Below are 18,377 nucleotides of genomic sequence, written 5' to 3'. Positions count from 1 at the left end.
CCCGGCCGGCCCAAGCCAGGGCGCTGCGGCCAATGCGTCCCCGCGGTCGGTCGCCGCCGCCGTCGTGGGCGCACCGGGCATGGCCGCCACCGGCCTCTACGCACACCCGCCGGACCCGGAGAGCTCGAAGTCGCCGGTCCCGGCGAGGTCGAGGCCGGCGAGGTGGACGGCGACGCCGACGGCGATGTCGTCCAAGCCGATCGATCCTCGGCCACGTTCTCGCCAAAGGCCGCAAACTACGGCCACTCGACTGACACAGACCCCGCACATGCCGTTCGACCACTCACGCCGACGCCAGGTCCTCGAACCCCGCCTTCAACCAAGTGGTGCCCACGACGACATGCAGCTCACTTCCCCGCCCCAGCACGACCGCCGCCCTGGGAACCGGCCGTCCGTCGGGCATCACCAGCCGGGCGGGACGATTCACCGAAAAACCCTCTCCCTTGATGCTCCCGATGACCACCCGATGCCGATGTCCTGCATATCCGCCGAAAAGCGCCACCCGGTCGCCGGCGACAACGAGCGCATGGGCGCCCCTCACCTCCGTGGACCAGCCATCAACCGCGCCGGCTCGAACCCGCACAATCGGAAAGTCGGTGTAGTAGTAGGCCCACGCATCATTCCCCGACACGTTCAGCGCGTAGCAGTCGGAGATCGCGTCGAACTGACCGTCGTACGGATATCGCCACGCGGGAGCCAGATCAGCCCCGAAGCGGATGAGACCGGGGGAGCCGATGGGGGCAGGGTTGCCTTTCTCCCCCCAGCCGAAGTTGCCGAACACGCCTTCGTCGAAATAGCTCACCCATATGTCGCCGGAAAGCGTCGCCTGCACGTCGGCGATTCCGTCCCCCAGCACGCCCCTTCGCAGGAGCTTTCCATCGGCATCGTAGACGGCGGCGTTGGACTCGGCCGCTCCGTCCCGCCAACGGCACCGTGCCCCCACCAAGAGCACGGCCCCGTCCGGCATCGGCTGGACGTGGTTGTGCGCCTGCGAGTGCCGGGCGATGGAAACCGACCCCGTCAGATGGGGACGGTACGTGGCGACATGCAGCGAGACTGGCGCGGCCGTACGCGAGTGGGGAAACGATGCCCCATCGGAGGCCACAGTCCGTGCAGTCAGCGCATCGGAGTTCTCCTGCGAGGCCCACACAACGACGAGTTCTCCCTTGGGACCCGCCGCCGTACTCACCGTCTCCACGCCCCGGGACGGCGGAACCAAGTCCGCATGATGGCGCAGCCTCACAACGTCTGTCTTTCGCTTTCTTCCGGCTCGGCCTGGCATGGACGACACCTTATTGATCGCATGGCGGAATCGCGCCTGAAATAAATCCCAGCCAGTGCCCGCGCCGACGCTCCTGAAGCCCAACTTCGGAGCCGATCTCCATATCGCAAACGATCGACCCGTCCATGTGGCATGGAACGCCGCCGCGATCAACAGCCGCCCCGCTCCTCTCCCGGACGAGCACGTCACCAGCTACCCGGCCCGGCCGCCCGCTGCCCTCCAAGGCGCGGCGGTACGGTCGGCGATGCCTTCGCACAGGTTGTCCAGGCGTTCAGCGACGGGCTTTACGCAGCCCGGTGATCTGCAACTCGGCGAACAGCCCCACGACCAGGGCCTGCGCGATGGCCCAGACACCCCCGAGCGTGCTGAACTCCAGCGCACCCGTCACGACTGCGGCCACGCTGCCGAGGGTCCAGACGATGTTCAACGCGATGACGGCCCTGACGGCGTTCTGGCCGATCCTGGGACGCGTGGCCACCAGGCCGACGGCGGCGCCGTACACGAGCAGGAAGACCCCGATCTCGCGCAGCAGCCCCGCACCCGGCCCGAGCAGGCCGCTCACGGGCCCGGCCAGGGCCAGATACACCAGCCCGTTGACGCCGGTGACGACGGCGTCCGCAACAAGAGCGAGGCGCAGGAACTTGGTCCGGTCGGCGGTGATGGTGAGGGCGGTCATCTCTGCTCCTTCAAGTGCTCGTTTCGACACCTGAACAATGGCAGCGAGACGTAAGGACCGCGATTACGCGCCAGGTAATGACAACGGCCACCATCCCACCCCCTGGCCGCTCAGGGCGGCCGCTACCCGCTACAAGGATGCGTCTTTCCATGTCACTTGTACTGGCGCCGCTACAGGGGAAGGCCACCGTGGACCGGTTCACTGCTCTGCTGATCGCCGCGGCGCTTGTGGCCGTGCTCTACGTCGCCGTCAGCCGCCAATCCCATGTACTGCGCGCCGATGGAGCGTACGGCCACCAGCAGGACGCCAGGCACCTTCGACGACACTCAGCCGCACGCGGCGGCCGGACGGCCGGGATGGTGTTGAGCATCGGCAGCTCACCTTCTGCGCGCCCGCCTTGCACTTGCCGTACTGGCTGCGGCGCGGGGACAGCGGCTCCAGCAGCCGCACAGCGCCGTCTTCGGCATTGAGCACACGTCATAGCTCTTCGGCTTGGCCGGCGCGGCGCTCGCGGAGGCGGCACCAGTCACATCGAGGCCGACGACGAGAGCAGACAGGACTACAGCGCGCTCAAAGTTGCTCATTGAGGGTTCTCCTCAATGAGCCATGGGGGCAACCGAAGAGTGCCCGCATCGGACAGCCCGCTTGGAAGCGGCCTCGAATCGCGCTCTGGAGACGTTCAGCGCAGCCTTCACACATGCCCTTGAAGGGCTGGACAATGGCGTGGTGACAAAGACTTCTGGCGCAGCATCCGGACCAGGATCTGTTGCCACCCGCACCGGCCGGCAACTGCCTGCGTGGACGATTCCGGCCGCGCTTGCTGCAGCCGGTTTGGTCTGCTTCATGGCTGCGATGATTTTGATGAAGGTGTCTGATGGAACGCAGCCGTGGTTGAGGATCGGTATCGCCGCTCTGGCGTTCTCCGCAGAAGTATGGGGCTGGTACTCGACGCTGCGATGGCTCGCCCGCAGACGACGGCAGAACATCACTGGCTAGTCAGCCTCGTTGATGTACTGCCACACCCGGAACCCATGACACCCTCACCAGGACGGCCCAGTCGTCGAGGGTGACCCTTCCACTCGTCCTGCGGCCGTCCGCCTTCTAAATCGCCTTCAGAGCCTTCTCCAGAACGTCACCGAACACCTCATCGTCCGGCGCCTGCCGCGACCGGGTAGCCGCGGGCGTAGAGCAGGTCGTAGGCGGATTTCACATCCCATTCCTTCGCGCCCCTCCGGAGTGCGGGCAGTTGCTTCACGAGAACCTCCGTGGGGTCGGGGTGAGTCTTGGCGCGGGTTCGGCAGGAACGCAGTGGTGGGCAGGTCGGCCGAAGCCGGCGCCGATGGGATCGGACCCCCGCATGTGGGAGTTGGAGGAATTGAACTCGATCGTCACCATGCGCCCTGATCTGCCCGGCCCGGAGCCATCGAGCACGTTTCCTGGTTTCGCAGGGATTCGGGATGGTCGACGCGGACAAAATGCTTGGTATGACGGTGCAGCGATGGGTGCTGGCGGGGACGGCTGTGGTGGTGGCCGTGCTGGCGGTCGTGTTCGCGGTCTTGGGTTGGGACTGGGCTGATAAGGCCGCCTCGGTGGTCTCGGCGCTGGCCGGAGTAGCTGCGCTGGGGGTAGCGGTGTGGGCGGCGTGGCCGGTGGCCTCTGGCGGGGGAAGCGTTCGCGTCTCCCACACCGGGCGGGCCACGACCAGTGGGGCCGGGCGGGCCAATACCGGGTTTTCTGGACGGGCCAGCGCGGTGCCGGGCCGGGTACGGGTGAAGCGTACGGGGCAGGCGAGCTCCGACGACGGCGATGCCAACACCGGCGTTGACCTCACCTAAGCACCACAAGAACTGGGTCGGTGCAGAACAGGGATGATCGGCGAAAGGGCGATCCTCTGATGAAGAGCACGGTCCGGGACACCGGTGACGCGTCCGGTGGGGCGGGCAGCTATGTCAACACCGGTAGCCATCAGGGGGATGTGTATCTGACAGATGCGCCGATGGCGAGGTCGGCCTACCGGGATCAGGTTGAGCAGATCTTCCCCTGGAAACTGGTGGGGCGTGAGGCCGAGTTAGCAGAATTAGCCAGGTTCTGCATCAGCGATCACGAGAGCGCCTATGTGTGGTGGCAGGGGGAGGCCTGGGCGGGCAAGTCGGCGCTGATGGCGACCTTCGTGCTGCATCCGCCGCCAGGGCTGCGGGTGGTGTCGTTCTTCATCACGGCCCGCTATGCGGGTCAAAGCGATCGGAACGCCTTCCTGGAGGTGGTAATCGAGCAGTTGGCCGAACTGCTGGGCCAGTCGATGCCGACGCTGCTAACCGAGGCCACGCGGCAGGGCTGGTTTGCCCGGTTGCTGAAGGAGGCGGCGCGGCGCTGTCGCGAGCGCGATGAGCGGCTAGTGCTGGTGGTAGACGGGCTGGATGAGGACCGCGGCGTGACGGTCGGCCGCAACGCGCACAGCATTGCCGCGCTGCTGCCAGCGATACCTCCGGAGGGAATGCGGGTGGTGGTGTCGGGGCGTCCACATCCACCAGTGCCCTCGGATGTCCCGGCCCGGCATCCGCTACGCGATAGGGCGATCGTGCAGATGCTGAGCCCCTCCTCTGCGGCGCAGGTGATCCGGGAAGATGCCGAACGCGAGCTTGATCATCTGTTGTTCGGCGATCAGAGTGAGCGTGATTTGCTTGGGGTGTTAATTGCCGCCGGGGGCGGTCTGAGCGCTGGTGATCTGGTGGAGTTGACCCGGATAGCAGCGGTGGAAGTGGACCGGCGGCTTCGAGCCGTTTCCGGGCGGACCTTCAGTAGCCGCGACAGTGCTTGGCGACCTCGGGAGGGTGCCAAGGTGTTTGTGCTGGCACACGAGGAACTCCAAGCCACCGCGATGGCCACGTTCGACGAGGCCGACATAGCCGGGTACCGGCAGATGATCCATACCTGGGCTGACGGGTACCGTGCTCAGGGCTGGCCGGCCGGCACTCCGGAATACCTGCTGCGCGGCTACCACCGCCTTCTTCACACCAGCGGCGATCTCGGGCGGATGGTGGCCTGCGCCACCGATCAGGCCCGGCTGGATCGAATGCTGGATGTCAGCGGAGGAGATGCTGCAGCGCTGGCGGAGATCACCATCTGCCAGACGATCATTTGTAAGCAGAGTGCACCAGACCTGGAAACGATGTTGCTGCTGGCTCGTACCCGCGACTTCCTGACTGATCGCAACGCCAAGATCCCCACTGGCTTGCCAGCGGTGTGGAGCAGGATCAGCAATCCGATTCGTGCTGAAGCCCTCGCCCGCTCCATCGCCAACCCGGACTCCCAAGCCCAGGCACTGGCCGGCCTAGCCGGCGCTCTGGCCGAGGCTGGGCAGTTCGACCGGGCCGAGGCCGTTGCCCGCTCCATCACCGACCCGGACTCCCAAGCCCGGGCGCTGGCCGGCCTAGCCGGCGCTCTGGCCGAGGCTGGACAGCTTGACCGGGCCGAGGCCATTGCCCGCTCGATCACTGATCGGGACTTCCGAGCCCGGGCATTGCGCGAGCTGGCCGAGGCAGGGCAATTTGACCGGGCAGGGCAGATGACCAACCGTACCGAGGCCATCGCCGACTCCATCACCGACCCGTACTACCAGGCCCGAGCTTTGAGCGGCCTGGCCGGCGCCCTGGCCGAGGCAGGGCAACTTGACCGCGCGGGGCAAATGGCCAACCGCGCCGAGGCCATCGCCCGCTTCATCGCTGGCCCGCACCACCAGGCCCGGGCGCTGGGCGACCTAGCCGGCGCTCTGGTTGAAGCAGGGCAGCTTGACCGGGTCGAGGCCATTGCCCGCTTCATCACCGGCCCCTCCGCCCAGGCTCGGGCCTTGAGCAGTGCTCTGGCCGCGGCAGGGGAGCTTGACCGGGCTGAGGCAGTCGCCCGCACCATCACCGACCCGTACTCCCAAGCCCGGGCACTGACCGGCCTAGCCGGCGCCCTGGCCGAAGCAGGGCAACTCGACCGGGCAGAAGCCGTCGTCCGTACCATCACCAACCCGTCCGCCCAGACCTGGGCACTGGGCCGCCTGGCCGGCACTCTGGCCGAGACGGGGCACCTCGCTCGCGCCGAGCAGATGGCCCACCGCGCCAAGGCCGTCGCCCGCACCATCACCAACCCGGACTTTCATGCCTGGGCGCTAAGCGACCTGGCCGGCACCCTGGCTGAGGCGGGGCAGCTCGACCCGGCCGAGGCCGTTGCCCACTCCATCACAGGCTTGGACTTCCAGGCTCGGGCATTGAGCGCACTGGTCGATGCTCTGGCCGAAGCAGGCCACCTCAACCGGGCAGAAACCGTCGCCCTCACCATCCCTGACGCGGACTCACAAGCCCGGGCACTAAGCCGCCTGGCTGGCGCTCTGGCCGAGGCGGGGCACCTCGCTCGCGCCGAGCAGATGGCCCACCACGCCGAGGCCGTCGCCCGCACCATCACCAACCCGGACTCACAAGCCCGGGCGGTAAGCCGCCTGGCCGGTGCCTTGGCCGAGGTGGGGGAACTCGACTGGGCAGAAACCGTCGCCCGTACCATCACCGACCTGTCCGCCCAGATCTGGGCACTGGACCGCCTGGCCGGCGCCCTGGCCGAGGCAGGGCACCTCGACCGGGCAGAAGCCATCGCCCGCACCATCCCTGACCCGGACTCCCAGGCACGGGCACTGAGCCGCCTGGTTGGCGCCCTGGCCGAGGCGGGGCACCTCGACTCGGCCGAGGCCGTTGCCCACTCCATCACCGACCCGGAGTTCCAGGGCCGGGCACTAACCACTCTGGCCGATGCTCTGGCCAAGGCGGGGCACCTCGACCGGGCAGAAACCGTTACCCTCACCGTCACCGACCTATCTGTCCAGACCTGGGCCCTGGGCCGCCTGGCCGGCGCTCTGGCCGAGGCGGGGCACCTCGCTCGCGCCGAGCAGATGACTTATCGTGCCGAGGCCATTGCCCGCTCGATCACCGGTTTGTCCGCCCAAGCCCGGGCACTGACCCGCCTGGCCAGCGCCCTGGGCGAGGCAGGGCAACTCGACCGCGCAGGGCAAATGGCCAACCACGCCGAGGCCGTCGCCTGGACGATTACCAACCCATCCGCCCAGGCCCGGGCCCTGGGCCGCCTGGCCGGCGCTCTGGCCGAGGCGGGGCACCTCGCTCGCGCCGAGCAGATGGCCCACCACGCCGAGGCCGTCGCCCGCACCATCACCGACCCAGACTCCCAAGCCCGGGCACTGACCGAGCTTGCTGGCGCTCTGGTCAAGGCGGGGCAGCTTGACCGCGCAGGGCAGATGATCGACCATGCCGAGGCCGTCGCCCGCACCATCATCAACCCGGACTCCCAAGCCCGGGCACTGAGCGTCCTGGCCGGTGCCTTGGCCGAGATGAGGAAGCTCGACCGGGCCGAAGCCGTTGCCCGCTCAATACGTGAAGCGGATTACCTCGTTGAAGCGGTTACTGCGATCACTGCTCAAACGAATACACAGAGATCTCGTCGAATGCTTGCGTGGGCGCTGACCAAAGCAAGATCCCATGCGTTGTTGATGGCAATTGCCAAGGTTGATCCGCTGGTGATTCTACGGCTCGCTGAGGAAATGCACCCCGCCCGCGCAGTAGGAGAAGGCCCTGGTAGTGGTGAGGAGCAGAGGTGATCGGTGGCAAGCCGATCCGGAGCCGTCTACTCCCCGGGAAACAGTTGGGAACCAATGACGCGCGTGCTCATGGAGCCATCTTCAAAGTCGAGAGGGAGGTACTTCGACCGGTTGTCGAGGTTCTCTAGCTTGGCGACCCGGCGGCAGTTGTCGGGCGAGTAGCCGAAGTCATTGTCGATTCGGTCGAGTTCCTTGCCCTCGACATAGCCGTGCCTCATTGCCCAGTCCCGGAATTTCTCGAAGCTGTCGACCCACTCCGTGCAGACCGTGATCCCCCGCCCGGAGTAACGATGGGCTCCCCTGATGTTGGGGTTGGAGCAGCGCTGCTTCATAGCGGATCAGGTCCGGTAGAGCGGTGTCCCAGACTCACCATGGGTGCGGCGCCTGGTCTGCCGGCTCTTGGCGTCGAGGCGGCCCGCCCAGGTCACCATGCTCCGCGAACACGTCGCCCGGTACGGCATTGCCAAGGACGGCAGAATCGGCAGCACGGGTACCGGCGGCTCCTATTCCAGTTCGGCGCACTCCTACGTCTGGCAGGAAGCCGCAAGCTGGCTCTCACCCCGGAACAGGCCGCCTCATCACTGGCCGCGCGTCCGTACGACCTCCGCCACGCGGCGGTCTCCCTCTGGCTGAATGCTGGCGTCCCGGCCCCCGAGGTGGCCAAGCGCGCCGGCCACAGCGTCGATGTGCTCCTGCGGGTCTACGCCAAATGCATCGACGGCCAGCAAGAGCAGATCAACAGCAAAATCGACAACGCCCTCGGCACATAAGTGAGCCTTGTCTCGCTTCGGCCCCGGATCTGCCGGGGCCATGTCGTTTCACGCTGGTCACCATGCCGCGTCGTTCCCGCCGAAGCCCGTCACGCTGCGCCAGCCTGTCATGCACGCGCACCGAGAGGAGGACCATGCACACCACACCCGACCCCCCGCGCCGCTCCCCGGAGAGCGGCCCCCGCTGCGGCGACCGCCGTCCGACCTGCCGCTTCAGGATCGACCCCGGCCCTTCAACGTGTCCGACTCCCTCGACTGGCGAACGTATTCGCCCCCAGCTCCACCCGGCCGATCCACTCTGCGAAATCGGGATCGCCTGCCCCGGTCGGTGCTCATCGTCGGTCTCCTGGCCTGTGCCAGCTTCAGCATCTGGTCGAGTGCGTGGGGCACTGACAACGCCTCACCTCGGACGACGGCTATGCCGATGCCGACGCCTCACCTGAGCCCTGCTGAACGCCCAGCCGTGGTCATCTCGTCGGCGACGCGCACACCCGTTCCTGAAACGACTCCGCCCTCGACGGTGCCGCGAACAGATCGCAAGCAGTTGAAGAACAAGGCGAGACGGACGTGGGAGCACCACCAATCACGTGACTCGGCTGTGGCACGCCAGCATGACGAAGACGTCCATGAGACTCCGCACACGACGACCGCGACGCCCCCTCGTCATTCAAGAAGGCCCAGCCCCGTGGTGCCTGAGGACCGCGACAGGAGACGCTCGGCTCCTTGGATCGCGGCGAAGTGCGACGAGCTCTTTCCTCCTTCCCGATCAGAGTTCCTCATCCAAAATCGAGCGTGTCATTTTCTATACGGATAGTCTGGACAATGTGAATTTGCTCCAGTAAGGCTCATGTGACCTGCGAAGACACACGACGCGAGCAGCCCGCCGGCGTGGCCATTTCATGGATATTCTATTTTCTCCAGCTCGACGGCGTATTCCAGGCGTAGTGGAACGCGGATTGCTTGGGCCGGAAGGGCCGAGGGCGCCGCTCTGGTGCCGTCCAGGCATGGGGTGAGGCCGCGGATGCGCCGCGCGGTCGACCCGGCCTCGACGTCCACATCTACACCCCTCACACACAGCGAGTACGCGAGGAAACCGCCTATTTTGGATGCACCAAAACTATCGCAAGAGACCAAAATATTGCGATTTGCTGGATAGATCCATAGCCGGTAGATGGCCCGAAGTCTCGCCAGAAGGCCCGGAGAGTCAGTTGCTCGGACATGCACTTCCAAGCTCTCGAGCGATAGACCTTGATAGCTGAAACGATTGCATATAGGAGTAGGCATGCTGTTGTGATAGTGCGTCTCACATGTGATTACATGGAGGTAGCGAATGAATGCTCAAGGTAACCCGTCTGGAGGAGGCGCCCAGAGGGCAACCGTCGTGGCCGCAATCATTGGCGCCACCGCAACAGTCCTAGCAGCGGTCGTTGGGCTGCTCGCAGGGAAGACTCAAGGAGAAACTGCCGCGGCCGAAAAGAACGCACCAACCGTTACTGTAACCAGATCCGTTGTACCCCCCTCCGATGCTCGGAGTAGCAAGACTACGGAGGCGGATAACCCTGAGAGCCTTGCGATATCGGGCGCCTACAGGCAGCTTTATAAGGAAAAGTCAATCCTCCTCACTCCATCTAAATGCTCCTTTGAGAGCGATGGTTACATTGATCTGGATGAGCCACGAATTAATCCAGGCGAGGGGTCAGATATTCAGTACACCGCCGAATGTGAAGACCGACCCCCTAGGCTGTTGTTCAGTGTAAACTTCAGCGTGCCAGCTAGCGCTTCGACCGCCGAAGATTGCGCAGAATCGATTAAACTAAGCGCTTCTAAGGACGTAAAACTCCTCCCAAAAAAGGGCCAGATCATATGCGTAGAGACGGATGGCGCAGACCGTGAAGGTCAAACATATTCCTCCGCAAATATAGCCCTCGTGAAGGTTGCGCGGGTTACTTCCGACAAATCGATTGCAGGGACCGTGCAAGCATGGAGATATGGAGAGTAGATGAGCAATTGGCGCCAGCCCGACCGGCGTAGAACGTTCACAATGGAGTGCTGCCGGATTGGCACGGGCGGGCTGGGAGTTGGCGTATTTCGGGCAGCGTGAGAGGGATCTGCCAACAAGCGTCAGGGCCGACGTGAGGCAGGTCGCCATCGGAGGGCTGTATTCGCTGTGAGCCAGGGCAATGAAGTCCTGCCACTCCTCGGGGATGTCTTCATCGCGATAGTCCTGATCCGTAGCCAGTTCGGGACTGTCCATCAGCGTTTACCAGTGTCCGAAATGCCTGCTCACCGAGGCCCTCGTCGTGATCGCTTCCTACGAACGTCCATCGGTATCCAGGGACGTCGTTAGCAGGACCGGCACGCCATCGGCATCATCGTGATGCGGCCTCCCCAGTAGAGCGCGCAGGCGAAGGACCTCGTTCCAGTAAATGCAGGACATCGGACCGCGCGTGCGCGATGAACGCCGCATTCTCATGCCAGTGATCGTCGGACCTGCAGCGTAGAGGCTTCGCGAACTGCACCAAAGTGGCCGCCAACAGCTCACAGTCATCCCACGCCGGCCAGCGCTTACCTCGTCCAGTGAGGTGATCTCAGCGAATTCCGGGTAGCCAGTTGTGCTCGAAATGAGTCAGGACAAGGGCTGCTCGGGCAATGTCGCCGATTGCGCTGGGGTCGGCGGTGATGTGCTGAAGGATCCGCCAGCGGCCTTTGAGCAGGGCGAACCCGCGTTCCCCGAGACAGCGCAGGCTACGCAGGAGTTGGTTGTAGGTGCGATTGTCCGGGCTGAGGACCTGGTTTTCCTGGGGTTGCTTGATCGGGGTGTGAACGCCAATGCCCGCGCCGTCGTAGCCGCCGTCGGCCAGGGTGGGCAGGCCGCGGGCGGCAGCGGCGTACAGCGCGCCCAGGACGTGCGTGCGGGCGGCGGTCAGATCGTGCACCGAGCCGGGTTCGACGTCGGAGATCCAGAGCGGAAGGCCGCTGGGCGCCGACAGTGCTTGCAGATTGCCGGCGTGCTTGTGGGCTTTGCCGGAGTACCAGGCGTCGATCGGCTCGCCCTTGACGCTCAGGATCTGCTCGGCGCAGCGGTCGACGCCGATCAGGGTGCCGTCCAGGATCACATACGCCAGCTCGTCGGCTTGGGCGCGGTCAAGAGCCTCCTGAAGATCCGGGGCTTGAGCTGCGAGGACGTCGATTCCTTCGTCGATGTAGCGATAGGCGGTGGCCCGGGAGACACGATGATCGCGGCCGAGCTTGGGGATGTCGTGCTCGCCGCGGAACCAGCGCAGGATCATCACCGCCTGCCAGAACGGGGTCAGCGCTCGGCTGCCTTTGGGAGTGCCGCGCCGACGGCGTTCGGCGTGCAGCAGTCGGGCGACGTGGTGAACGAGTGCACGGGAGACGTCGAGCGTGGCACGATGAGCAATCACGTGGAGCCTTCTGGCCGATGGGGATTCTTGTGGTGAGAACTCATCTACCGGAGGCTCCACGTCTGTCTCCGGCCTTCGACGACTTCTCCCAAAAGGCCCGGAACGCCACCACGGGCGTCCCAGAGATCCCAGTCACCCCACATTATTTCTCCGAGATCACCTCAGTGTGTTATCCGTCGCTCGGCACGAGCACGAGACGTCACTGGAGTCGAGCATGTCGGGGACCGAAACAATGCAAGGCCCAGCGACACGATCGTGAGTACGACATGACGTTTGTCTCACGCATTTTGGATTTCCGCAGCCCGCTGCATGTAGGGTTCGGGCCCGTGCTGTCGTCCTCTTCTGCCGATGAGTGTGCGCCATATATGACGCGGCAATGACGTCGGAAGGGCGGAGCGAGGCAACCGCACGGTCCTGGGTTAATCAGTAGCCGGGTTCGCCCCCAGCAGCCAGCCGGGCCGCTGCCTCGGTGGGGCTATCGTCGTAGCCCGGCCGGGCGATGAGCGCCGATTGGAAGAAGTGGCCCTGCGCCTCATCTAGGTCGTCATCGGCTGCGAACGGTCGCCACAGCGCGAGGTATAATGCTCGCGCGGTGAACCCGTCATCGTCTTCGTTCGGCATGAGGTCGATGTGGCTTCGGAGTTGCTTCACGACCTCCAGCGCGGGCAAGCCAAAGATGTCGACGTCGCGGTATCGCACCACGTCGCGCTCGTGCGGACGCCACACCTCGATCGCATTGACCCGATTCCGCGTCGGCCCCGCCCCGAAGCCCACGCTGAACCCAAGCCCACTCGTCAGGTGCAGGGCCAGCTCGCCGTAGGTGGTCGGCTGCAGCGGACCTAACGTTTCGAGCGCCGCTCGTGCCTCGTCTGGCGTCATCCCGAGCCGCAGGGGGCCGATCCCGTGCGGCGGGTCGAGCACTAACTCCATCCGCTGATCATTGCAGGCTTCCATCCTGGAGAGAAACCGAACAGTTGCAATCAGCGGGCCGTTGTCACGGCGCACGCTTCTGCCGCTGTTCGAGCGGGCTCATGGCGGCGATTGACCAAAGGGAACATGATCGGGTCATGGCGGCATCGGGTAGGTGTGCCTCCGCTGTCAGGCGCCAGATTCAGATCGGGATTCTGAGGAGAATCAATGGCCAAGCGCGTCAACGCCGATGGGCCGGGAGACGATCCGGACGAGTACTGGTTCGAGTACGAGGACTGCGAGGGCACGGGAACCGTAAATGTCCCAGACGGACTCGACGAGTCCACCAGCGTCAGGGCCGAGTGTCCTGGCTGTGGAGGCCTGGGCTTCTACGAGGGCGACGCTGACGATGTCGACACCTGAGGGCCAGGTGCTTTGGCAGGTGCTGTACGAGCATGGAAAGGCGTAGCGCCGCGCTACTCCGGTGCGCTCAGGCGATGGGTGAGTAGCGGAGCCATGCCGTTAGCAAGATTGTCCTGACAAACACAAAAGCCCGCTCTCAGGATGTCCCTGATTGCGGGCCTTTCTGCTGTGCGCGGCCGATAGGATCGGAATTTCAAGCGATTAGGCAGGACCGCTGATCTTAAGCACGAACCCGCGCGAGCCAAAGACCTTCATGTTTGGACTCGTGAGTTGTTGGTTTGGAACAACAGGGGGATGGTTAACCAGGCGCAAAACTCCGGTGAGCAGCAGGTTGCCCCAGGATTCGAGCTGCTGGCGCAGGCGCTGATCAGTACCCGCGAAGGGCTGGCGAGCCTTGGCCTTGCCGACGAGGATTGGGCGGACGCGCAAACCGCGGCAGATGACGCGCTGGCCGAGGTCACTGAGTCCGAGCCGGATCGTGGCAAGCTGCGCCGCGCTGTGACTGCGCTGAAGGGCCTGCTTGCCCCCATCGCGACCGGCCTCACGGCTGGCGCAAGCGAGGGTGTGCAAGGCTTCGCGCGTACAGCAATTGAACAGCTCGGAAGTCACATCTGAAATTGAGACCTACCGGCACGTCTATAGCAGGGCGGCAGTTTTCACCCTCTACCTCAGGGCTACGACCACTACCAGGCGATCATCGCTTTCACCCGCGATGGGGCGACCGTGCTCGGCCTCAGCATCGACGCCCCCGACGGCCTGACGGAAGCGCTCAGACAGGCCGAGTAGCTCGTAGAACAGCTGCGACAGCAGTTCTCCACCCCGGCCGCGGCGATCATCCCGGAGTCGGAGCGGCCCGGCCGGAGGCAATCTCTTCGACCTGGTATCGCTTGAGCGGACGCTTACGTCGCTGAGTGAGTAGCACTATGAGCTCTTCAAGCTCATCCTCGGTGATCTCAAACTTGTCCCAGTACCGCTTGAGATCCGGTGAGTACGGATATAGCTCGGCTATGGCCGCCCTGGCGTCCGATGCAGCTTGCAGGAAGGACTTCACCGCGTCTACTGCGAACTCCTGAATAATACGATCATGCTCTTCCTGAGAGACAGCACGCGTGTACTGCATTCCAACATTCGGCGCTACTCCGTGCCGAGCAGCTTGGAGCTTGCAGGCAGCCATGAGGGCTGCGTCATATCGCGCCCGCGCTGCAAAGCGCTGGTCGAAACGGCGAGGAAGGTACACGCCGAGGGTCACGCCCAGGAGGCTAGCTAGCGCCGCAATGAGCGGGGGGATCATGAGGGCGATCCTAGTCAGACGCGGCCCGAGTGGCGTGCCCGCGCGAGAACGGCCCAAGCCGCACGCGCAGCGTGCAGGCCGCAACCTCGCGCCGCGTGGCGGCACGCAGCACCGCCGCTCGATGCCTGCAAGAGCCATTCGGCATTGTTCCTGTTGCACCCCAGTGTCACCAGGTGAAGCCGGAGAAAATAGACAGGTGGCCGGCTCCGCCACCGGCACACCACCAAGACAGAGGACTCGACCGCTTCGCTGCCTCTCTTCGGCCTGTGCGTTTCCGCGCTCAGGCACCGCCAGCGCATCCAGGAGGAGGCGCGCAAGATGGCCGGGGACGCATGGAAGACCTCGGACCTGACGTTCAAGACCCGTACCGGCACGCCGATCGAGCCACGTAACTTCAACCGGGCCTTCGAGAACCACTGCCACCGAGCGGGCGTCCCGCGCATACGTGTGCATGACACCCGGCACACCTGCGCCCCGCTCCTGGTCGCCCTCGACGTCCACCCGCGTGTGGCGATGCGCATCCTGCGGCACTCGCAGATCTCGATGACCATGGACGTCTATACGCAGATTCCGAGCCCCGAGACCCGCAAGGCGCTCGACCGGCTGAATGAGCGTCTGACCGGCGAATCAGACGGTGAGGCTCGGCGGTGTTGCTGTACAACGCTGCTGTACGCCCACGAAAAAGGCCCTCCGGGGTGATCCCGGAGGGCCTTTGACCTGCTGTGCGGCCGGAGGTACTCGAAACCCCAACCTTCTGATCCGTAGCCAGTTCGCGATCGTCCACAAGTGTCCACCACCATCAGAAGCACCTGCTCAACGACCTCCCCGACTTGATCGGGTTCCATGGGCGTACACCTGTGTCTGTGGACATCGTTAGCAACGGCGTTAGCAAGATCGGCCAGACTCGGCTGCCCCGAGACAACTGCTGATGCTGACTCCTGGCGGTCACCTGTCCCGCTTGAGCCTGACGCAGAGGGGACGCGCCCATCTGTGGCCGCGTTTTGTCATTCCCGGCTGGCAGCATGTCGGCATGATCGCTACTGCCGCTGACTACGCCTGGTTCACCTTTGGCCGGTTCATCTACGACGAGTACACCGATCTTCGGGAGGCATACTGTTTCACCCTCGTTCGCGGGCTGACACCTGGGCAGGTTCTGGCCAGGACTGGGGCCGAAGGCCTTCCGCCCATGGGACTCAAGGAGCTGATCAAGGCAGGGGTTTCCGACCTCGGCAGGTCCGGCTCCGGGCATAGCCACTTCTTCGGGATCGCACCCATCGGTGACTGGGCATTCATCGTCGAACCTAACGGCTTCATGGGCGTTCTCCCTAGCATCGCCGGACGGTTGTCGGCGGGCACCCGGCTGGTCTCCCATTTCCGCAATGTCAACGGGCAGGAAGACTTCCTCTGGATGGAAGACGGCCAGGAGCGTCTGGCCTTGGAGCCAAGCTGTTCCGACATCGACTCCTTCACCAAATTGGATGAGGAATTCACCGAGATCGCGCGGCAGGTCGAATTCGACGCCGCACACAGCAGTGAGTCGTTCTTCGCGATGGCCGAGTACCTGACTGGGGTCAAGGTGACGCCGGAATTGCTCGAACAGTCGGTCTACCTGTGTGGAGTCGCTCCCAGCTCGCAGTAATCTGAGCCGCTCCGGCTTCAATGGACTTGACCTTCTGATCCGTAGGGAAGGGCAGACCGCTCGTTGAGGGCACCCCGGCCTGGTCAGGCAGTAGATGCTCGCTGGTCGGGTGTGATCGCGTAAGTCGGCGTTGCTGTACAGCTCGCGCACCACAGGAGCCGAGGGCCTGTTCGAAGAGACTTGTCAATCGTCGAAGCTGGCGATCCATTCATTGATGAACTTCGATGCCTCCTCGGCCGTGACGACATCGCTTCTGGGGGCGGGTCCGAGGCTCTCGACGAGCAACTCTGGCGATACGGGTTCCCCGGCGACGACTACGTAGCACGAAAGGCCCTCGCTCATCTGACGTGACATCGAGGAGACGAACGCATCGCGGCGGTACCTGTTGCAGAGCAACAGTAGGTTCTGCTGTTCCAGCTCTGCTCTCAGCTGTCGCAAGGTGTCTTCGAAGTCGATCGATGAGCGAATCCTGATGGGCGAAGCGCTTGCTCGATTCAGCCGGAGTTCGTACGTCTCGCCATCGGTCTGCGTGGTCACCTGGCAGGACAGAAGGGATTCGTCCGCCAGATTGACCAATTCGAGATCGTGCATGCTCACCTCGGCACGTAGTGGGGGTTCGGAATCCAGACGTCGTCAGCGCTTCCATACTTGCCCGGCTTCCAGGCTCCTCTGATCTGCGATGGATCGATGCGCTTGAACACGACCTCCTGCTCGCCTCTGAGGTGCTTGAAGCCGGGGCCGTACTTTACCTCCATGCCGTTTCCGCGGTCCTCGATCTCAAAGATGTAGCCCTTGTGTCCGACGGCGAACCCTCGGGCCACGTTCTTGCTCTTCGAGGCGGCGATCAGGCCGTTCTCGCCGGAGAGATGCTGTTCGATGCTCATGTCCGGGTCGCGAGCGGTCATACCCTTCTCGAAGATTCGCTCCAGTGTCCGGCCGTCTCCGCGGAACAGCGGTGGCACGTCCTTCCCCTTGAGTTCGAAGCGCTCCCCAAAGCGTGAGAGCGTGGCCGTCGGTTTGGGTTTGATCACGCCCTTGGCCGCCTTGCCCAGGGCTCCCACGGCTCGGGTGGTGCCGGAGACGGCGCCGCTTGAGCCAGCCGTTGTGACGGCTGCCACGATGTCCGGAATGAGGCGGCCAAATGCCCGATCGGGATTGGAGGCCCAGGTGTCCCAGTCCAGCACGGACTTGACGAACCCGACCGGGTCCTGAATGCCGTAGAACAGGCTTTGGCCCAGGTCGTTGACGCTGCGTTGCCAGCCCATGAAGTCGACGACCGCCCGCGTGGGAGAGTAGTCGATCACCATCTTGCCCAAGCCGGCCAGGCTCTCTACCGCGCCCTTGGCCGTTTCCGTCATCTGGTTGCCGGAGGTCAGGTTCGGGTCGAAGGCGTCCTGGATCTGCTGGCCGATGCGGTCCCAGAAGCCGCCTGCCGTGGGCAGGACCGCGCCTGGAGCGAACATCGAACCGTCGACCGAGATCGGCGGCTTCCCAGCGCCGAACAGCTCCGGCTTGTCCAACTCCATGCGTTCCAGGAGCACCAATCGCTTGTTGATCTCCGGTCCCTGGGCGCCGGCCCACGCCGCTACCTGACGGATCGTGTCGGCCGAGGCGGTCGACAGCCAAGACCCGCGAAGTATGTTCCACAACTCCTCGCCGATAGATTCCAGCGACGATTCGGCCTGGTGCAGCGCGTCCTTCAGACTGCGGACTCCCTCGGGGACCATGCCCTCCAGCTGCCCCATGGGCTTAGCCGGACGTGTCTGCCGGCATGCGGGCTAACAACGCCCGCAGTTCGTCTACTGCGCTGCCGCACGCCCCGATCAGGGCTTGACGATGAGCGGTCAGCTCGTCGGCGAAGCGCTGAGCGGCTGGGCCGGTCCAGACGTTCTGCGCCATGAGCGAGAGTGCCCAATCCAGACCGGGCTTGGCTTGATCCGTGAGTTGCTCGGCTCGGCGTAAGGCCTGTTCCACTTGCTCCCGGGTCATACGTGACTCCTTCGGGTGCGACGACCAAGCTTGAGATCAAGGTGTGAGGCCATTGGACTGCGCTCCATTCACCGCAGCAACCGAATCGCCGGGATTGGTCTGAAGTGTCAGTTGATGCGGCGCACTGCTTTGGGAGAGCGGAGGCCAAACCCTTGTGGGAAGGCTGTCGGCTGGTCGGAGCAGTCACGCTGCTCACCTGATCGAGAAGGTGGTCAAGCACATGGGCTTCGGTGAATCGTCCCGGGTTCGGTGGAGACTTGATCTCTTGAGAGGATCGAGTCCATGCCAGGTAAGTCTCCCTATCCCGCCGAGCTGCGCCGTCGAGC

At 64.5% G+C, this 18,377-nt stretch carries 16 protein-coding genes; 7 read left to right on the top strand and 9 right to left on the bottom strand.

Annotated elements, in window-relative coordinates:
- Positions 1-283: 283 nt before the first annotated feature.
- Positions 284-1,198 (bottom strand): YxiH-YxzG fusion protein, encoded by a 915-nt coding sequence (locus tag ABT158_RS41340; RefSeq protein WP_352363204.1) that lies wholly within the window; start codon positions 1,196-1,198, stop codon positions 284-286.
- Positions 1,199-1,553: 355 nt separating this feature from the next.
- Positions 1,554-1,958, bottom strand: coding sequence for a hypothetical protein (locus tag ABT158_RS41335; RefSeq protein WP_352363202.1), 405 nt, complete (start codon positions 1,956-1,958; stop codon positions 1,554-1,556).
- 606 nt (positions 1,959-2,564) lie between these two features.
- Between ABT158_RS41335 and ABT158_RS41330 the strand changes: the two genes are divergently transcribed.
- The 3 genes from ABT158_RS41330 (at position 2,565) to ABT158_RS41320 (ending at position 7,605) form a co-directional block, all read left to right on the top strand.
- The gene (locus ABT158_RS41330; protein ID WP_352363200.1) at positions 2,565-2,954 is read left to right on the top strand and encodes a hypothetical protein; all 390 of its coding nucleotides are present in this window, start codon (positions 2,565-2,567) and stop codon (positions 2,952-2,954) included.
- Between the two features lie 461 nt (positions 2,955-3,415).
- Complete coding sequence (locus tag ABT158_RS41325) at positions 3,416-3,793, top strand: hypothetical protein (protein WP_352363198.1); 378 nt, start codon at positions 3,416-3,418, stop codon at positions 3,791-3,793.
- Positions 3,794-3,852: 59 nt separating this feature from the next.
- Positions 3,853-7,605 carry a P-loop domain-containing protein gene (locus ABT158_RS41320; protein WP_352363196.1) on the top strand — a complete coding sequence of 1,251 codons (3,753 nt, stop codon included), beginning with the start codon at positions 3,853-3,855 and terminating at the stop codon, positions 7,603-7,605.
- 26 nt (positions 7,606-7,631) lie between these two features.
- On the opposite strand, the gene ABT158_RS41315 is transcribed toward ABT158_RS41320, so the two are convergent.
- The 3 genes from ABT158_RS41315 to ABT158_RS41305 all read right to left on the bottom strand — a co-directional run bounded on the left by ABT158_RS41315 (position 7,632) and on the right by ABT158_RS41305 (position 12,730).
- The gene (locus tag ABT158_RS41315) at positions 7,632-7,937 is read right to left on the bottom strand and encodes a hypothetical protein (RefSeq protein ID WP_352363194.1); all 306 of its coding nucleotides are present in this window, start codon (positions 7,935-7,937) and stop codon (positions 7,632-7,634) included.
- A gap of 3,026 nt (positions 7,938-10,963) precedes the next feature.
- Entirely contained in the window at positions 10,964-11,800 is an 837-nt protein-coding gene (locus ABT158_RS41310; protein ID WP_352363192.1) for a transposase family protein, read from the bottom strand.
- 423 nt (positions 11,801-12,223) lie between these two features.
- Positions 12,224-12,730 carry a hypothetical protein gene (locus ABT158_RS41305; RefSeq protein ID WP_352363190.1) on the bottom strand — a complete coding sequence of 169 codons (507 nt, stop codon included), beginning with the start codon at positions 12,728-12,730 and terminating at the stop codon, positions 12,224-12,226.
- 207 nt (positions 12,731-12,937) lie between these two features.
- On the opposite strand from ABT158_RS41305, the gene ABT158_RS41300 reads away from it, so the two are divergent.
- Both ABT158_RS41300 and ABT158_RS41295 read left to right on the top strand, forming a co-directional pair.
- Positions 12,938-13,132 carry a hypothetical protein gene (locus tag ABT158_RS41300; RefSeq protein ID WP_352363188.1) on the top strand — a complete coding sequence of 65 codons (195 nt, stop codon included), beginning with the start codon at positions 12,938-12,940 and terminating at the stop codon, positions 13,130-13,132.
- Between the two features lie 294 nt (positions 13,133-13,426).
- A complete protein-coding gene (locus tag ABT158_RS41295; RefSeq protein WP_352363186.1) occupies positions 13,427-13,747 on the top strand; it encodes a hypothetical protein in 321 nt (106 codons plus the stop codon).
- 217 nt (positions 13,748-13,964) lie between these two features.
- Here ABT158_RS41295 and ABT158_RS41290 read toward each other — a convergent pair whose 3' ends face one another.
- Positions 13,965-14,423 carry a hypothetical protein gene (locus tag ABT158_RS41290; RefSeq protein ID WP_352363184.1) on the bottom strand — a complete coding sequence of 153 codons (459 nt, stop codon included), beginning with the start codon at positions 14,421-14,423 and terminating at the stop codon, positions 13,965-13,967.
- A 318-nt stretch (positions 14,424-14,741) separates the two neighbouring features.
- On the opposite strand from ABT158_RS41290, the gene ABT158_RS41285 reads away from it, so the two are divergent.
- Positions 14,742-15,122, top strand: coding sequence for a tyrosine-type recombinase/integrase (locus tag ABT158_RS41285; protein WP_352363182.1), 381 nt, complete (start codon positions 14,742-14,744; stop codon positions 15,120-15,122).
- Between the two features lie 259 nt (positions 15,123-15,381).
- Positions 15,382-16,062: a DUF6461 domain-containing protein gene (locus tag ABT158_RS41280; protein ID WP_352363180.1), complete on the top strand. Its 681-nt coding sequence runs from the start codon at positions 15,382-15,384 to the stop codon at positions 16,060-16,062.
- Between the two features lie 183 nt (positions 16,063-16,245).
- On the opposite strand, the gene ABT158_RS41275 is transcribed toward ABT158_RS41280, so the two are convergent.
- From ABT158_RS41275 to ABT158_RS41265, 3 genes are read right to left on the bottom strand one after another with little or no spacing between them, the layout of a single operon-like run.
- The gene (locus tag ABT158_RS41275) at positions 16,246-16,653 is read right to left on the bottom strand and encodes a hypothetical protein (protein WP_352363178.1); all 408 of its coding nucleotides are present in this window, start codon (positions 16,651-16,653) and stop codon (positions 16,246-16,248) included.
- A gap of 2 nt (positions 16,654-16,655) precedes the next feature.
- Positions 16,656-17,807: a scabin-related ADP-ribosyltransferase gene (locus tag ABT158_RS41270; protein WP_352363176.1), complete on the bottom strand. Its 1,152-nt coding sequence runs from the start codon at positions 17,805-17,807 to the stop codon at positions 16,656-16,658.
- A gap of 4 nt (positions 17,808-17,811) precedes the next feature.
- Positions 17,812-18,051 (bottom strand): hypothetical protein, encoded by a 240-nt coding sequence (locus tag ABT158_RS41265; protein ID WP_352363174.1) that lies wholly within the window; start codon positions 18,049-18,051, stop codon positions 17,812-17,814.
- Positions 18,052-18,377 lie beyond the last annotated feature (326 nt).

The sequence above is a fragment of the Nonomuraea sp. NPDC001636 genome (assembly GCF_040298265.1).
GTDB lineage: Bacteria > Actinomycetota > Actinomycetes > Streptosporangiales > Streptosporangiaceae > Nonomuraea.
Note: the sequence above shows the minus strand (reverse complement) of the source record. Positions and strands in the feature narration are given on the sequence as shown.

What these genes read in the sequence shown, in the direction of transcription:
- ABT158_RS41335 (WP_352363202.1), bottom strand. Translation starts at nt 1,958, where the DNA reads ATGACCGCCCTCACCATCACCGCCGACCGGACCAAGTTCCTGCGCCTC.
- ABT158_RS41330 (WP_352363200.1), top strand. Translation starts at nt 2,565, where the DNA reads ATGGGGGCAACCGAAGAGTGCCCGCATCGGACAGCCCGCTTGGAAGCG.
- ABT158_RS41325 (WP_352363198.1), top strand. Translation starts at nt 3,416, where the DNA reads ATGGTCGACGCGGACAAAATGCTTGGTATGACGGTGCAGCGATGGGTG.
- ABT158_RS41320 (WP_352363196.1), top strand. Translation starts at nt 3,853, where the DNA reads ATGAAGAGCACGGTCCGGGACACCGGTGACGCGTCCGGTGGGGCGGGC.
- ABT158_RS41315 (WP_352363194.1), bottom strand. Translation starts at nt 7,937, where the DNA reads ATGAAGCAGCGCTGCTCCAACCCCAACATCAGGGGAGCCCATCGTTAC.
- ABT158_RS41305 (WP_352363190.1), bottom strand. Translation starts at nt 12,730, where the DNA reads ATGGAGTTAGTGCTCGACCCGCCGCACGGGATCGGCCCCCTGCGGCTC.
- ABT158_RS41300 (WP_352363188.1), top strand. Translation starts at nt 12,938, where the DNA reads ATGGCCAAGCGCGTCAACGCCGATGGGCCGGGAGACGATCCGGACGAG.
- ABT158_RS41295 (WP_352363186.1), top strand. Translation starts at nt 13,427, where the DNA reads ATGGTTAACCAGGCGCAAAACTCCGGTGAGCAGCAGGTTGCCCCAGGA.
- ABT158_RS41290 (WP_352363184.1), bottom strand. Translation starts at nt 14,423, where the DNA reads ATGATCCCCCCGCTCATTGCGGCGCTAGCTAGCCTCCTGGGCGTGACC.
- ABT158_RS41285 (WP_352363182.1), top strand. Translation starts at nt 14,742, where the DNA reads ATGGCCGGGGACGCATGGAAGACCTCGGACCTGACGTTCAAGACCCGT.
- ABT158_RS41275 (WP_352363178.1), bottom strand. Translation starts at nt 16,653, where the DNA reads ATGCACGATCTCGAATTGGTCAATCTGGCGGACGAATCCCTTCTGTCC.
- ABT158_RS41270 (WP_352363176.1), bottom strand. Translation starts at nt 17,807, where the DNA reads ATGGGGCAGCTGGAGGGCATGGTCCCCGAGGGAGTCCGCAGTCTGAAG.
- ABT158_RS41265 (WP_352363174.1), bottom strand. Translation starts at nt 18,051, where the DNA reads ATGACCCGGGAGCAAGTGGAACAGGCCTTACGCCGAGCCGAGCAACTC.